The 15,267-nt window shown below is 58.2% G+C and carries 16 protein-coding genes; 8 read left to right on the forward strand and 8 right to left on the reverse strand.

Annotation, left to right across the window (positions count from 1 at the left end; genetic code table 11):
- Positions 1–6 precede the first annotated feature (6 nt).
- Complete coding sequence (locus EV281_RS21420; protein WP_132656008.1) at positions 7–1,065, reverse strand: dipeptidase; 1,059 nt, start codon at positions 1,063–1,065, stop codon at positions 7–9.
- A gap of 211 nt (positions 1,066–1,276) precedes the next feature.
- Here EV281_RS21420 and EV281_RS21425 point away from each other — a divergent pair, with 211 nt between their 5' ends.
- Both EV281_RS21425 and EV281_RS21430 read left to right on the forward strand, forming a co-directional pair.
- Positions 1,277–1,576, forward strand: coding sequence for an NUDIX hydrolase (locus tag EV281_RS21425; protein ID WP_132656010.1), 300 nt, complete (start codon positions 1,277–1,279; stop codon positions 1,574–1,576).
- Complete coding sequence (locus EV281_RS21430) at positions 1,569–1,838, forward strand: hypothetical protein (RefSeq protein WP_132656012.1); 270 nt, start codon at positions 1,569–1,571, stop codon at positions 1,836–1,838. The genes EV281_RS21425 and EV281_RS21430 overlap by 8 nt, the downstream gene beginning before the upstream one ends.
- Positions 1,839–1,863: 25 nt before the next feature.
- On the opposite strand, the gene EV281_RS21435 is transcribed toward EV281_RS21430, so the two are convergent.
- The 3 genes from EV281_RS21435 to EV281_RS21445 form a co-directional block, all read right to left on the reverse strand.
- Positions 1,864–2,889 (reverse strand): ABC transporter permease, encoded by a 1,026-nt coding sequence (locus EV281_RS21435; protein ID WP_132656014.1) that lies wholly within the window; start codon positions 2,887–2,889, stop codon positions 1,864–1,866.
- Positions 2,890–2,922: 33 nt separating this feature from the next.
- Positions 2,923–4,464: a sugar ABC transporter ATP-binding protein gene (locus EV281_RS21440; protein WP_132656016.1), complete on the reverse strand. Its 1,542-nt coding sequence runs from the start codon at positions 4,462–4,464 to the stop codon at positions 2,923–2,925.
- 69 nt (positions 4,465–4,533) lie between these two features.
- Positions 4,534–5,463, reverse strand: a complete 930-nt coding sequence (locus EV281_RS21445) for a sugar ABC transporter substrate-binding protein (RefSeq protein WP_132656018.1) — start codon at positions 5,461–5,463, stop codon at positions 4,534–4,536.
- Positions 5,464–5,852: 389 nt separating this feature from the next.
- Between EV281_RS21445 and EV281_RS21450 the strand changes: the two genes are divergently transcribed.
- Positions 5,853–6,356 carry a DUF1993 domain-containing protein gene (locus EV281_RS21450; RefSeq protein ID WP_132656020.1) on the forward strand — a complete coding sequence of 168 codons (504 nt, stop codon included), beginning with the start codon at positions 5,853–5,855 and terminating at the stop codon, positions 6,354–6,356.
- A gap of 7 nt (positions 6,357–6,363) precedes the next feature.
- Here EV281_RS21450 and EV281_RS21455 read toward each other — a convergent pair whose 3' ends face one another.
- Both EV281_RS21455 and galE read right to left on the reverse strand, forming a co-directional pair.
- Positions 6,364–7,905 (reverse strand): alkaline phosphatase family protein, encoded by a 1,542-nt coding sequence (locus EV281_RS21455; protein WP_132656022.1) that lies wholly within the window; start codon positions 7,903–7,905, stop codon positions 6,364–6,366.
- Positions 7,883–8,866, reverse strand: a complete 984-nt coding sequence (gene galE / locus EV281_RS21460) for a UDP-glucose 4-epimerase GalE (RefSeq protein ID WP_132656024.1) — start codon at positions 8,864–8,866, stop codon at positions 7,883–7,885. Before galE ends, EV281_RS21455 begins: the two co-directional genes overlap by 23 nt.
- 256 nt (positions 8,867–9,122) lie before the next feature.
- On the opposite strand from galE, the gene EV281_RS21465 reads away from it, so the two are divergent.
- Both EV281_RS21465 and EV281_RS21470 read left to right on the forward strand, forming a co-directional pair.
- On the forward strand, positions 9,123–9,767 hold the full coding sequence (locus tag EV281_RS21465; protein WP_132656026.1) for a ThuA domain-containing protein: 645 nt from the start codon (positions 9,123–9,125) through the stop codon (positions 9,765–9,767).
- Positions 9,768–9,821: 54 nt separating this feature from the next.
- The gene (locus EV281_RS21470) at positions 9,822–10,391 is read left to right on the forward strand and encodes a GNAT family N-acetyltransferase (RefSeq protein ID WP_132656303.1); all 570 of its coding nucleotides are present in this window, start codon (positions 9,822–9,824) and stop codon (positions 10,389–10,391) included.
- A gap of 77 nt (positions 10,392–10,468) precedes the next feature.
- On the opposite strand, the gene EV281_RS21475 is transcribed toward EV281_RS21470, so the two are convergent.
- On the reverse strand, positions 10,469–10,723 hold the full coding sequence (locus tag EV281_RS21475; protein ID WP_132656028.1) for a DUF2934 domain-containing protein: 255 nt from the start codon (positions 10,721–10,723) through the stop codon (positions 10,469–10,471).
- Between the two features lie 177 nt (positions 10,724–10,900).
- Positions 10,901–12,430 carry an MFS transporter gene (locus EV281_RS21480; RefSeq protein WP_132656030.1) on the reverse strand — a complete coding sequence of 510 codons (1,530 nt, stop codon included), beginning with the start codon at positions 12,428–12,430 and terminating at the stop codon, positions 10,901–10,903.
- A gap of 170 nt (positions 12,431–12,600) precedes the next feature.
- Between EV281_RS21480 and EV281_RS21485 the strand changes: the two genes are divergently transcribed.
- The 3 genes from EV281_RS21485 to EV281_RS21495 all read left to right on the forward strand — a co-directional run bounded on the left by EV281_RS21485 (position 12,601) and on the right by EV281_RS21495 (position 15,261).
- The gene (locus EV281_RS21485) at positions 12,601–13,524 is read left to right on the forward strand and encodes a LysR family transcriptional regulator (RefSeq protein ID WP_132656032.1); all 924 of its coding nucleotides are present in this window, start codon (positions 12,601–12,603) and stop codon (positions 13,522–13,524) included.
- Positions 13,525–13,602: 78 nt separating this feature from the next.
- Entirely contained in the window at positions 13,603–13,923 is a 321-nt protein-coding gene (locus tag EV281_RS21490; protein ID WP_132656034.1) for a hypothetical protein, read from the forward strand.
- A 204-nt stretch (positions 13,924–14,127) separates the two neighbouring features.
- Positions 14,128–15,261, forward strand: coding sequence for a PspA/IM30 family protein (locus tag EV281_RS21495; RefSeq protein ID WP_132656036.1), 1,134 nt, complete (start codon positions 14,128–14,130; stop codon positions 15,259–15,261).
- Positions 15,262–15,267: the final 6 nt, after the last annotated feature.

A 15,267-nucleotide genomic window follows, 5' to 3' on the forward strand; every position in this document is an offset into this window, starting at 1 on the left:
TTGGCTTTAAGCGTCCTCTTCCCTCCACGCCTTAGCCAAGATGCGAAGCCAGTTTTCGCTGGCCATTTTCGTCAATTCCTCCGCACCATAGCCAGCTTGCCGGAGAGCGGCAATCAGCTTCTGATTACCCGCGGCATCGCCGATTTCCTCCGGGATCGTCGCGCCGTCAAAGTCCGAACCGAGCGCTACGCAATCGATTCCGACGCGGTTCACCAGATAGTCGATATGGCGGATCATGTCGGAAAGCGGCGTGTCCGCATCGGAGCGGCCGTCCGGACGCAGCATAGCCGTCGCATAATTTACGCCAACGAGGCCACGGCGCTCGCGGATCGCATCGAGCTGCCTGTCGGTGAGATTGCGGGCGACGGGCGTCAAAGCGTGCGCATTGGAATGGCTGGCAACAAGCGGCTGGTCGCTCGCCTTCTCGACATCCCAGAAACCTTTCTCGGTAATATGGGCAAGGTCGATCATGATGCCGAGGCGGTTGCACTCGCGCACCAGCGCGAAGCCAGCTTCCGTCAGGCCCGGCGCGGTATCCGGCGAACTCGGGAAGGCAAAGGGTACGCCATGACCGAAGATATTGTGCCGGCTCCAGACCGGGCCGAGCGAACGCAAACCGGCGGCATAAAAGATCTCGAGCGCGGCAAGATCGGCCCCAATAGCCTCACATCCTTCGATATGCATGACCGCGGCGAAGATGCCGTCGGCCATTGCCTTGCGGATATCCTTCACCGAGCGGCAGAGACGCCAGGCGCCGGCGTGATCGAGCCTCAGCGCAATCGCCGCCATTTCAGTGGCGATGGCGAGCGAAGGCAGCGGATCGAGAGGAGTCGCGAGCGGTGTCGCATAATGGCCGTTGGCATCAGGATCGGCAAAAACCAGATCACCCGAGGGAATGTAGATGGCGCAAAGACCACCAGCCAGTCCGCCGGCCTTTGACCGCGGAGCGTCTATATGGCCTGCAGTCGTACCGTCAGCGAATTCCGCGACAGGATCATTTCCGTCTTTCGCATGGGACCAGAGTCGAAGGAGAACGTCGTTATGGCCGTCGAATACGAGTTGCATCTGCTTTCCTGCGCTGCCCGAACGGGCGGATCGAAGCGGCAAGAATAGAAAAGCTGGCGGAAAGCGCCACCTATTTTTTTACAAATGCGCAATGTGGAAATCATGCAATTTTGCGGTGCAAAAGGGCGGCGCCGCAGATACCTTGCATACCCCGTTCCGCAGGCTCAATCATCGCAGAATGTCTTTTCTGCCAATGATCTGAAAGAACCAGATGATTGACGAAGTTTTCCAGGCATTTGTTCGACAATACCCGGATGCCAAGCTGACGGCGGCAGACCAGCCCTTGCCGGAAGCCGATTTTAAGGCGCAGAAACACAAGCACTTTTCCCGTCGGGCGTTGGGCGGAGCGATCGGCATCATCCACAATGCCAGAGGTCAAATCGTGCTCGCGAAGAGAAGCGGCATGCACGCGGGCTGGTCTCTACCGGGTGGAACGGTTGAAGAAGGCGAGGATTTTTCAATCGCATTTCGCCGCGAGATATCGGAGGAGATTGGCGTGTCCTTTGGATGACGTCGATCTGATCGAACTCGAGCGAAAAAGGTTTGTTTCACCGAAAGGCGAAACCTTTGCCTTCCTGCTTGCCGTTTTTGAAGCGCGTATAAGTGAGGAAGAACTGCCCGAACCGACCCATCACGCACTCGCTGAGGGGCTGGAAATCGCGCTCTTCTACCCGGCCGATATTCTTCACAAGATGATTCTCGGGGATCGCCAGAAACTCACGAGCCACCTGGAGATATCCGGCCCTCATTGTGATCCCTACCATTCTCCATAAACAGGGGCCGAGGCCCCTTTCCGGTTCAGTGCTTGGTGCGCTTCTTCTGTCTGTAGACGTCGACGACCACTGCCGCGACGATGATGACGCCTTTGACGATCTCTTGGTAGTAGGCATCGATCCTGAGGAAAGTGAAGCCGGAGGTCATGACACCGAGGATGACGGTGCCGATGACTGTACCGGTGATGCGCCCGACACCGCCAGTGAGCGAGGTACCGCCGATGACGGTCGCAGCGATCGCATCGAGTTCATACCCGACACCCATGCTGGCCTGCGCGGTTTCTGCGCGCGCCGCGGTGACGATACCGGCAAGACCAGCAAGCAATCCGGCGATTACGTAGACCTTGACGAGATGTGCCTCGATATTGATGCCGGAAACGCGCGCGGCCTGTGGATTCGCGCCGATCGCATAGGTGAACTTTCCGTAGCGCGTGTAGCGCAGCGCAATATGGAAGATCATCGCGACAACGAGAAAGACGACGACCGGCCATGCCTTGGTTCCGATGAAATGGAACTGTTCGGTAATCCCGGAAACCGGCTGCCCCTTGGTATACCACTTCGCAACACCTCTCGCCGACACGAACATGCCGAGCGTCGCGATGAACGGCGGGATTTTCGTGTAGGCGATAAGCGAGCCGTTTATGAGGCCGGCGACCGCCCCGATCAACAGGCCGATCATGATCGGTACGAGCGCCGGCAGGTCTGTCAGCGAGGGAAAAACGGCCCGACCCCAAGTGGAGGACTGGGCAAAGCTCGTCGCGATCATCGCTGTCATGCCGACGACCGAGCCCGACGAAAGATCGATGCCGCCGGTGATGATGACCTGGGTGACGCCGACGGCGATGATACCGATGACGGAGACCTGCAGGATCATGATCGTCAGGCGCTGTGAATTCAGGAGGAAGCTCTGGCCGATGAACAGCCAGCCCAGCACCTCATAGACCAGCGCGATGCCGACAAGCACGAGGAAGATGCTGAGCTCCGGCGGCATGCGCCGCCGCCTTGGCCGGGTTGCGAGCGGAGCCGGACTCTCTGCTGCCGTAGTATTCATGTCAAACCTCCCTTGAGTGATCGCAGGCGCGCATCACTGCGCAGCCAGTTCCATCACCTTGATCTGCGTTGCTTCATCGCGATTGAGGAAACCGGTCACGCGCCCTTCATGCATGACCATGATGCGGTCGCTCATGCCGAGCACTTCCGGCATCTCCGACGAGATCATGATGATCGCGACGCCGTTACGCGCCATTTCGGTGACCAGCCGGTGAATTTCCGCCTTGGCGCCGACATCGATGCCGCGCGTCGGCTCATCGAGGATCAGAATCTTCGGATGGGTGAGCAGCCAGCGCCCGATCAGCACCTTCTGCTGATTGCCGCCCGAGAGATTCTCGACGCGCTCGTAAAGATTGGGCGTTTTCACGCGCAGCCTTTTCGCCATGTCTTCACAGGTCGCCTCGATGGCACCCTGCTGCACGAAGCCGGCCTTGACAAATCTGTCCTGCAGGACGGCGATCTGCATATTCTCCAGAATATCGAGGATTAGCAAGCACCCCGTATCTTTCCGGTCCTCTGTCAGGAACGCCATCTGGTGGCGGATAGCCTCGGTCGGCGAGGAGATCGTCACCGGCTTGCCGAAAAGCTCGATCGAGCCGGAGCTTGCCGGGGTCACCCCGAAAAGCGTTTCAGCGACGTTCGACCGTCCGGAGCCGACAAGACCGGCCACGCCGAGAATCTCGCCGGCTCTCACGTCAAAGGAAACGTCGCGGAAAACCTTGTTGAGGCAGAGATCCTTGACGGAGAGCACGACCTCGCCGATCGGCACCTCTTCCTTGGGGAACATCTGGGTGATTTCGCGCCCGACCATCATGCGGATGATGTCGTCGCGAGTGACCTCGGTCGAGGCATGCGTGCCGATATAGCGGCCGTCGCGGAAGACGGAAAACTCGTCGGCGATCTCGAAGAGCTCATTCATCTTATGGGTGATGTAGACGATGCCGATACCCTGAGCTCTCAGATCGCGGATGATACGGAAAAGATGCTCGACTTCACGCTCGGTCAGCGCAGAGGTCGGTTCGTCCATGATGAGGACATCGGAATTGTAGGAAACCGCCTTGGCGATCTCGACCATCTGCCGGTTGGCGACCGAAAGGTACCGGACCTCGATATCGGGATCGATCGCGATATTGAGCCGGTCAAACAGTTCTTCGGTCATGCGATGCATCACGCCGTGATCGACGAAGCCGAAACGGTTCTTGGGCTCGCGGCGAATCCAGATGTTTTCCGCGACTGTCATGAATGGCATCAGGTTCAGTTCCTGATGGATCATGGCAATACCGTTCTCTAGCGCATCGAGCGGAGATTTCAGACGTATCTCGACCCCTTTCAGGCGGATATCGCCCTTGTCGGGCGTGTAGATGCCGGCCAGAATCTTCATCAGCGTCGATTTGCCGGCGCCGTTTTCGCCCATCAGCGCATGCACGGAGGCCCGTTTCAGCCGGAACTGGACGTCGTCAAGCGCGATGACACCAGGAAATTCCTTGCGAACGCCCTCGGCGCTCAAGAGATATTCCGCATTCGGAATTGCGCCGCTTGCGCGCACGGCGGCCATGGTTGTCGGGCTGACGGCCATATCATCTCCTCCGGATACGGACAGGCGGAAAGGATGCGGGCAGAGCCCGCATCCTGCTTGGCATTTGCCTCAGTTCTTGGCGACGAAGTCCTTGACGTTGGCAGGCGTGACGAGCTGGAAGGGAATGTAGACCTTCTTCTCGACCTTTTCGCCCTTGGCAATCGCGAGCGCCGTATCGAGCGCGCCCTTACCCTGCCCGGCCGCGTCCTGGAAGACGGTGACGTCGAGATCGCCCGCCTGCATGGCGGCAAGCGCGTCCTGCGTGGCGTCGACGCCGCCGATGACGATCTTGCTCATGTCCTTGCCGGCCGCCTTGAGCGCCTGGATGGCGCCGATCGCCATTTCGTCGTTATTGGAGATCACGGCGTCGAACTCGATACCGCTGGAGAGCCAGTTGGTCATCAGGTCGGCACCTTGGGTGCGGTCCCAGTTTGCCGTCTGCTCTTCGACGATCTTCAATCCCTTGCATTCGTCCGTCTTGATCACGTCATGAACGTCCTGAGTGCGCATGCGCGCGGCCTGGTTGGAGAGCTCACCCATGATGACGACGGCATTGCCCTTGCCACCGAGGATTCGGCAGATTTCCTTGGTTTCCAGCGTGCCGGATTCCTGCTCGTTGGAAGCAACGAATGCCTGCTTGTCTGGCAGCGTATCGACGTTGACCGGCTGGCGGTTCACATAAACCAGCGGAATGCCGGCGTCAGCGGCGAGCTTCGACATCGCCGTGGTCGCATCGGTATCGACCGGGTTGACGATGATCGCATCGACCTTTGAGGCGATGAAGTTCTGGATCTGGCTCTGCTGCTTGGAAACATCGTTTTGTGCGTCTTCGACCTGCAGGGTGACACCTTTAAGGGTCTTTGCATAATCGGTCATACCATTGCGCAAAACGGTCAAGAAATTGTCGTCGAATTTCGCCATCGAAACGCCGACCGTTTCGGCATGAGCGGCCGCCGACATGACGAGCGCCATCGCAGTGCCCAGGATAAGCTTTCTCATTTTATTTCCTCCACAAAGCGGTGCCCGGCTGCACCCTCCTCACGCCGGGGCCTCAGACATCCGTCCGCAGGCCTCAAAGCCGCGCCGCCTCTCCCGTGGCGGCCCCATTAAAACGGAACAAACAAACCGTAAAATTTGTTTCGCGGAATATTCATTCCATTTTATCGAAACGACGTCAAGCCTCTTTGCCGAATTCGGACACCATCACAGAGGGGGAAGGCTGAGCAACACGATGGACTGCGCGGATCGGTCTGTTGCAATCCGGCCATGACGGACGGGAAACCGTCACAAGTGCTTATTGTGATCGTCGTAGAAATCCCCATCTAGTCAGCGCCAGAACAGCCCGCGCACACGGGCTGCCTGTTTGGAGATTTTTGGAGACAGGACAAATGTCCATTTCGATGTATCGCCTTACCGTGCCCATGTTCCAGCGCGGCATTGCCAGCCTGAAAACCTACCTCGACAAGGCGGAAGCCTATGCCGAAGAAAAGAAGATCGATCCCACCATTCTCGTAAACGCGCGTCTCGCCCCGGACATGCTGCCGCTTTCCGGCCAGTATCAGCGTGCCAGCGACAGCGCCAAATTTGCACTCTCCCGACTGACCGCAACCGACGCGCCGAAGTTCGAAGACAATGAAACCACGATCGCAGATCTGCGCGAGCGCATGGCAAAGACGGAAGCCTATCTCGCCAGCTTCTCGCCGCAGGCTTTGGAAGGCAGCGACGTCAGGGATATCACCATACCTGGCCGCAATAGTTCGGTCGTGCCGGGCATCGAATATGTCGCGCTCTTCGCGCTGCCGAACTTTTATTTCCACGTGACGACGGCTCATGCCATCCTGCGCAATCAGGGTGCGCCGGTTGGCAAGCGGGATTTCCTCGGAAATTTCTGATGCCCGATCAGGGCCGGTGCGTCACCGGCCCTTTCTCCGTCAGTTCGGTATAGGCAAGCGTCTGATCGAGATGCCGCGCTCGAAGCGACAGCAGCCGTTCTGCATAACCGAGCCGTACCGAGGCATAGGCCGGATCGTCAGCAAGGTTGCGCAACTCCATCGGATCGTTGACGAGATCGAAGAGCAGCGCCGGCAGCGCGGCGAAATGCACATATTTGAACCGCTCATCACGGATGACGGCAAGATTCAGCTCGTTCGACCGAAGGCCGAAATGCTGCTCCGCTTCGCCATCGGCGATATCCCGGAAATCGAACTCCCAGAAGGCTTCGTCCCGCCAGGCCTGAACCTTGCCATCGAGGAAGGACGTCAGCGACCGTCCATCGATGCCGTTGGCCGGTCTGATCCCGAGCCGATCGCAGAGTGTCGGGAACACATCGGCAGCGCTGGTGAAATTCTGCACGGTGCCGCCGGCTGAAGCCGCACCGGGATCGCGGATGACAAGCGGAATATGATAGCCGCCGTCGAAATAGCCGCCCTTGCCGAGCGTCCAGTGGTCGCCCGCCATCTCCGCATGATCTGACGTGAAAACGATGATCGTGTTATTCCATTCGCTCACGTCCTTCAGCGCCTGCCAAATGCGACCGAGCTGATCATCCACCTCGGCGATCATTCCATAGTAGATAGACCTGATCGCGTCGAAATCGGCGGCATTCCATTCGCTGAGTGGGCCTTCCGCCCCATGGATGAAACTACCCTTGCCGACACGCGGCATGGCATAGGCAAGATAGGGATGGCTTTGCCGTTCCGTCTCGCAATCTGCCGCACGCGCGAAGGCCGGACCTTCACCCGGCTTGAACATCCGATTGAACGGCTCCGGCACCGAGAAGGGCGGATGCGGCCGCAAAAAGGAGATATGCGCGAACCACGGTGCATCCTGCTCGCTCATCCAACGGATGAATTCGCCGGTGAGGAAGGCAGTCTGCGTCTCTTCGCGTGAATAGGCTGTTGCCGCGTCGGAGATTTCCCCCGCTTCAGCGCCGACAGGAATATGGATATCACGGTTGACAGCGTCCTTATGGCCACGGGAGCGCAGCCAGGAAAGCCATTGTCTTTCATGTTCCGGCAGGAGCTGGCGCACCGTGAAGCCAGGCAATACACCTTCATAGGTTGTGAGATGCGGATCATTGGCATCCATATCCCTGGGATCGGGCGCCGTGTCCGTGTAGCCGAAGAGCGTCGGATCGTAACCCGCACGCCTTGCCGCAAGGGCCAAATTATCGAACCGCCGGTCGAGCGGTGATCCGTTGCGGCAGACCCGGTGGTTCATCTGGTAAAGGCCGGTATAAAGCGTGGCCCGCGCCGGCGAACAGGGCGCGGCACCGGCATAATGCCGCCGGAAGAGCGTCCCTTCTTTCGCCAGTGCATCCACATTCGGCGTCCTGACACAGGCATGCCCGACAGCCGAAAGGCAATCGCCACGCCATTGATCCGCCGTGATGATGAGAACGTTGGGTCTCGCGCCGCGTTCAGTGGTGATTTGATCTCGCATGCCAGTTCCAGGCCGATTGAATAATCTGCGAGAGATCATACTGCGGCACCCAGCCGAGCACGTCCCGCGCCTTGTCGTTATTGGCAACCAGCGTATGCGAATCGCCTTCGCGACGACCGATAAATTCCACCGGGAACGGCTTATTGGAGACGTCTTCGATGGCGCCAAGCAGTTCCTTCACGGTGGTGCCGGTGCCGGTGCCGAGGTTGAGCGCAACGGACTCGCCGCCATCGAGCAAATATTGGACGGCGCGCACATGTGCATCGGCGAGATCGAGGACATGGATATAGTCGCGCACGCAGGTGCCGTCACGTGTTTCATAATCGCTGCCGAACACTTTGAAGCCCTGACGACGGCCAAGAGCGGCATCAATCGCCAGCGGGATTGCATGCGTTTCCGGCTGGTGCCATTCGCCGATCCGGCCTTCGAAATCAGCACCCGCGGCATTGAAATAACGCAGTACGACGGAACGGAGATTCTTGTAGTGGTCGTAATCGGCAAGCGCTTGCTCGACGATGTACTTGGTTCGGCCGTAGGGATTGATCGGCACCTGGCGATGCGTCTCATCGAGCGGCACGCTCTGCGGCAGACCATAGGTCGCGCAGGTCGAAGAGAAGACGAAGGCATTGATGCCGGCCGCCTGTGCTGCTGAAAGCAGCGTCAATGTGCCGATGACATTGTTCTCGTAGAAGGAGACCGGATCCTTGACCGATTCGCCGACTTCGATCAGCGCTGCAAAATGCAGGATCGCCGAAGGCTTGTGCTTCGCCAGCACTTCATCGAGCCTTGCGCGATCGCGGATATCGCCCTCTTCTGCCGGCCCCCATTTGACGAATTCGCGATGACCGTTGGAGAAGTTGTCGAAGACGACGGGCTTGTAACCCTTGTTCGCCAGATCGAGGCACGTATGCGAGCCAATATAACCAGCGCCGCCGACGACCAGTACGGTTTCACCTGCCATGCATCTACCCTTTTGCAAGCCACAGATGCACAGACCTTAGCCAAGTTACACGTCAGTAAAAAGTTATCTTGGTTACATATTTGCAAAAAGAAGAAGATTAGAGAGGCCTTGTATACGGACGCGCCTGCTGACAAGGCAATTGCCTTGTCGGCTCGCGGACATTCATTATGTAACTGGCGGTATTACCCATGAGCGCCATCTGGCCGTTTGATCGAAGAGCCATCGAAAACCCGCTGCATCAGATCTGGGAGGAAATATGAGAAAGGCGATCATTGTCTGGGGCGGCTGGCCGGGCCACGAGCCGGAACCCTGCGCGAATATCGTTGGGGAATTGCTGCGTGAGGACGGCTTTGCTGTCGAGATCACCAATGATCTTGGCATTTTCGGCTCACCGCAACTCGCCAGGGCCGATCTTCTGGTGCCGGTGATTACCGGTGAGAAACTGGAAAAGCCGCATGCGGATTCCCTTGTCGAAGCTGTGCGTGGCGGACTCGGCCTCGGTGGCCACCATGGCTGCCTTGCCACGTCCTTCAAGGAAAGTGCGCCTTTTCGCTACGTCTCAGGCGTCACCTGGGTTGCCCATCCCGGCAATATCATTGATTTCCGGGTAGCGGTCACACGACAGGACGATCCGCTGATGGAAGATATCCCGGACTTCGACTATCGGTCGGAGCAATATTATTTGCATTACGATCCCTCGGTCGAAGTGCTCGCGACGACCACCTTCACCGGCCAGTACGATCCCGCCGCGCGCAATGTCGCAATGCCCGTCGTGTTCAAGCGGCATTTCGGTGAGGGCCGCGTGTTCTATTCCGCACTTGGCCATGTCGCCGCCGAATTCGACCATCCCTATATGCCGCTGATCCTGCGCCGCGGTCTCGGATGGGCCGCCCGGCAGTAGCAGCGGCGGGGCGGTCGCTTGCCGATCGTCCACCCGCGCTATATTTTCCCCGGCATGCAGGATCGCTTCTCTTTCTTCCCGGCAACCGCCGATCGCCTGGTCGATATCGAATTGGTCTTCGACGATTGCTCCGGTGGCCGGAATTGCCGGTGCGCCTATTGGTATCGTCCGAATGCCGAGTACAAGGCGGGATGGGGCGAAGGAAACCGCAGCTGGTTCCGAAACTTGATTGCTGAGCCGCGCCCGCCCGGCATTCTCGGCTGCCACGAGAACGAGCCAGCCGGATGGTGCGGCGTGGCGCCGCGCGCGGCATTCGACCGGCTGCGCCGTTCGAAACCTTTCGCTCCGGTCGATGATAGGCCGGTCTGGTCGATCAATTGCTTCATCGTCCGCAAACCATTCCGGCGCCAGGGCCTTTCGCGCTTGCTGTTGGAACACGCCATCGAATTTGCAAAGGCGAACGGCGCCGAATGTCTCGAGGCCTATCCCGTCGATCAAGAAGCCCGCGCTTCGAACGGAGCCGAGCTCTATCCGGGAACCCTTTCGATGTTTCTCGATGCAGGCTTCACGGAAGTGACAAGACGCTTGCCGGCAAGACCGATCGTCCGCCTGGAATGCTGCTGACTATTTGTCGCTCCGGGAAGTGGCAAGCGGTCTCCTTATGCCTTTCCTGACACGAAGCCGCGTTCTTCTGACCTGTCTTAAAGCACTGCTTTCCGCTGCCGCTCGTCCTTGACTTCGAAGACCGGCTCCTCACAAACTCGCATCAGCCGCCCCGCTGCCTTCAGCTTCTCGATGAGATCGCTCCCATCGGCTGAAGCCTTGGTTGCTTCGAGCTGCTCGAATTCCCTGAGCGCCTGCGCCCAGTGGCTTTCACCCCGACCATGCGGCCGGCCTTCCCCTTCCCAGATGGCATATGCCCGTTGGCTAACCCAATCATCTCGATTACGACTCATTGCAAAACCTCAGCCGGTAAAGACGCATACGCAATATCAATATGAATAAAGGTGCCAGCTGGGACTTTAGGAGTCGTTACTGCCACATGTAACTTCGCAGGATAAATTGTGTCGGGAAGAGTAGTATTTCAGTAGCTATAGTTAAAAGGGCGGAAACATTCATCCGCCCTCATATGTTCAAACAGCGATAGACTCTTCGGCCATCTCGTCGGTTTCGCCACTACCTCGCCCCATGAATGTAAAAATGACGATTGCCGTCAGGATGGTAATGCCGGTCAGAAACCACAGAAGCAGGCTGAAGGCATTATTATAGGCATGGATGAGTTCCAGTTCGCCGATACCAGCGAGGGCCTGGCCTGCGCCTTTCAGGTCGCCGGTTGCCAATCGTTGTGCTGCTTGTGTCGCTTCATGGCTTGATCCGAGAAAGGATCGCGTCAGCGCGGACAGGGCAGCGCTGACGATGGCAAGCGCCACGCCTTCACCGGCAACGCGGGTCGTGCTGAAAATTCCGGTTGCCATACCGGCCCGCTCCTTCGGCACGACGCTGACCGCAAGTCCATCCATGAGACCCCAGGGCAGGCTGATGCCGATACCGATCGTTAGCAGAGGTGCGATAAGCACCACATGATCCGAACCGACGGGAATATGGGCGAGCCAAAAAAGACCAGCTGCCGAGATGATGAGACCGACGCTACAGATCGTCGCTGCCGACAGCCATCGGGTCAGCAATCCCGCCGCGATCGGCAGGATGAGAAGCGGGCCGGAAAGCGCGATCATCATCTGCCCGGCAGCAACTGCACTCAAGCGCTCGATACCGACGAGGCGCACCGGCAGCAGGATAAGCAGGACGACGAATGCATAAGCGGGAGCGGCCGCCAAAAGCTGCACACCGACAAAGCGAGGGTACCGGAAAAGCGTCAGATCGAGCATCGGTCGCTTCACGAGGTGCTCGATCAGGCAAAAGAGGGCCATTAGCAGCGCCGAACCGAGAAGGAGCCCAAGCGTGAGAACGTCACTCCAGCCGCTTTCCGGCGCCCGCAGCACGCCATAAGTAAAAAGCGACAAAGCCAGCGTGAAGCTAACCGCACCCGTCCAATCGAGTCCCCTTGCCTCGGGGTCGCGGGTTTCCGTCAGGAATATCGCCCCGAAAGCGAAGGCGATGATGGCGAGGCCGACAACGAGTATGAAGATCGCGCGCCAGCCGAAGGCTTCGATCATCATGCCTGACGCCATCGGTCCGAACGCCAGGCCAATGCCAAAACTTGCGCCGACGAGACTGAAGGCGCGCATGCGCTCCTTTCCATCGAATTCCTGCGCCAGCGATGCCATCCCGCCGGAAAAGGCCGCGGCCGAGCCGAAACCCTGCAGTGCGCGAAGGCTGTCGAACCAGACGATATCAGGCGAAAAGGCAAGCCCGCCGGAAAACAGGATGAAGGCTGCAAGGCCGCATAGGAAGATGCGCTTGCGGCCATAACTATCTGCCAAAGCGCCGGCGGCCATCAGCGTACTGCCGAAGGTGAGCATGAAGGCATTGGTGACCCAGTTATGGGCTATGGGACTTCCGCCAAGCTCGGCACTGATCGCCGGCAAGGCGACAGCAGGCCCGGTAAAGGTGAGCGGCATAGCCGCAGCCGCGGAACACACGGCGATTAGAACGAAGATTTTTTCTGCAATACTCGTTGGCTTGAACTTGTGAGTGACGGTCATGAGATATCCGCTGGTTCGAGGATGAGGACGCGCTTTGGAGCTGCGTGCGGAAGAGGCGTCGAAACGCCTGGACTTCGAATGCGGAAAGCAGCATAAATTGAGGATAATTCTTCGATAACCTACGGTTTGTTCCGGTCATAACGGAAGAAACTGCTCGAATGGATCTGTAAATGGATCAACCACTGAGTGGCTTGGCAGCCTTCGTCAGAACAGCCGACCTTGGGAGTTTCGTCGCTGCCAGCCGCGCGCTTGGCCTTTCACCCTCCGCTGTCGGAAAGGCTGTCACAGCGCTCGAATTGCAGCTCGGTGTTCGTCTGTTCCAGCGCTCAACGCGGAGTTTGCGATTGACGGAAGAAGGGCGGCTGTTTCATGAACGCTGCCGCCGCATTCTCGACGATCTGGAGGATGCGCAAGCTTCACTCGCTCAGGCTGTCGCCACCCCTCGAGGCCGATTGCGCGTCAGCGTACCGCTGGTCAGCTATCACCTGATCCTGCCGATTCTGCCGGAGTTCGTGAGCCTCTATCCGGAAATCGAACTGGATCTCGACTTCAACGACCGTATAGTCGACCTGATCGAAGAAGGCGTCGATGTCGCGATCCGCAGCGGGACCTTGCCGGACTCGAGATTGATGTCGCGCGCGCTTCGCCCTTTTCAGCTATTGCTATGTGCGGCCCCGATCTATCTGGAGAAACATGGCACACCGGATTGCCCCCGTGATCTCGAAGGCCATCTGAGCGTCCGGTTCAGGTTTCCGAATTCGGGAAAGCTGCAGCCTTGGCCGCTCAGCCTCTCACCCGACCATCCGGAAATCAGAACCCGCACCGTGCTCACATGCAACAATATGGAAGCCCTGCGCGGAGCCACCATTAGCGGAATGGGCATTGGCTGCATGCCGGATTTCCTCGCTCGCGACCCGCTGGCCGATGGCAGGCTGCGAACCGTACTGGACGCCCACATCGATGCCCCCGCCCAGTTCCATCTCCTCTGGCCATCCAACCGGCATCTCTCACCCAAGGTCCGCGTCCTCGTCGATTTCCTTAGCGAAAAACTGTTCTCCGACCGGTGTGAGAATTACGCGAAAGAAGAGCTATAGCCGCCATCTTTCGAAACCCTGAACGATTGCACCATTACAAATGACTGCATATAGCGACAGCAATCAGGGAGGAATAAAGTGCGTTTTATCAGGAACTGGGTCATTCCCATTCTTTGTTCGGCATTCTTTGCATTGATCGGCTTGATCCTCCTCGGGCTTCCGGGGGTAAATACAATCTTCACCCCCGATGGCGAGCCACTGGCCGATGGAGACTTCACTCCGGAACTGGCCAAGTCCATCATTGATGGGGGAAGAAAGTTCGACAGCTATCTCGATGTCTACGAAGTTCAGCTTCCCGGCGAGCCTTTATACTGGTCGATCGCCGTTCTCGCCCTTATGGCCTTCATTGGTTATCGCTTCGGAGCGATACTCAAAACGCCTAAGACAACTCGCACCTGAATCGTCAGCGTCCCTTACCTCACGAATGCCGATAGCCAGAGGTCGACCACCCGCTTTACCGTCATCCGTGAGAAACGTCTTACAAAGCAGAGCGAAAATCAGCGCGATTAAGATACACGCCTGCAGATTCTTCAGGAAATAAGTTTCAACCGAAGACTGAAAATATTCCTTGAAAGCACGAAAGCAGTGCTTTGTATTTCTGGCATGGCTCAAACAGCACATACATCGATTTTGCGCTACGATCTTTCGCCTGATCCTGAAGCAAAACACGCTCTCGACGAGACCTTCGCCGCTTATGCGGCAATGTTCACTGCGCTTGACGAGATGCTGACGGAAAAAGACGGGTCTAATCTCGTTACGCTTCACGAACTGGCTTATGAGACGATCCGGGAGAAAACCCGTCTGCCGGCTAGGCTGGTCACCCTCGGACTGCGCGACTTCGCAGCCAATCGCAACCATCCGATAACACCGGCAAGACTGCCTCTGGATGAAAAACTGTTTTCGATAAAGGGACCCACAACACTGTCGCTCGCTACCGTTCGTGGCCGAATGGTCGTTCCTTACGACGTGGCAGGCTACTCGAACGGGACGATCAGCATTTTTGCGGCTCAACTCGTCGCCGACGGCGGGGCCTATCAGATCGATATCGGCGTCACCCCGCATGCAAACCGAAGGGAGATCAATATCATGACAAGTGAAGGGATATTGTCGCGCGTCGGTCGTCTTATCGCCGGACTTGCGAATGCTGCAGTCGACAAAGCCGAAGGGATAAACAAGATCGCCGTCGTCGAACAGGCGCTTCGCGACATCGATTCTGCGGCCGATGAGGCCCGCGTGGACCTCGGTAAGTCCCGAGCGGAAGAATATCGCATCCAGACACGGCGCAGTGAGATAGAAGCTGATCGGCGCGCCCTCGATGACAAGATCCGTACGGCCATCTCGACAAGTCGGGACGATCTTGCGAAGGCAGGCGTTGCAAGACAGATCGATCTCGAGGTGCAGCTCGCAGCACTCGACAATGCCCTATCGGCCGTCAGAACGCAGCTTGATGAGGGCCAGCAGGCGCTTCACGCCATTCTGGCTACGCGCCGCGAGGCGGAAGAAAAGCTCGCGGCTTTGAAGCATCGCCTCCAGCACCTGCCTGAGGCTGCCGCAGCCGCATTCGGCCGAACCCGATCGACAGACGGAGCATCGCGCGCAGCCGCAGCCGTCTCCCGCCTCACCGGAGTTCCCTCCGAGGGGAAGGGTGCAAGTGTGGAATTGGAGGAACTTGACCGCCTGCATCGCGAACAGGCAATCGAAGCCCGGCTCGCACAACTCAAAGCAGGTCAAAATTAAACGCTG

Origin of the sequence: Rhizobium sp. BK418, from assembly GCF_004341105.1 — a bacterium.
In the GTDB taxonomy this organism is placed as follows: Bacteria; Pseudomonadota; Alphaproteobacteria; order Rhizobiales; family Rhizobiaceae; genus Rhizobium.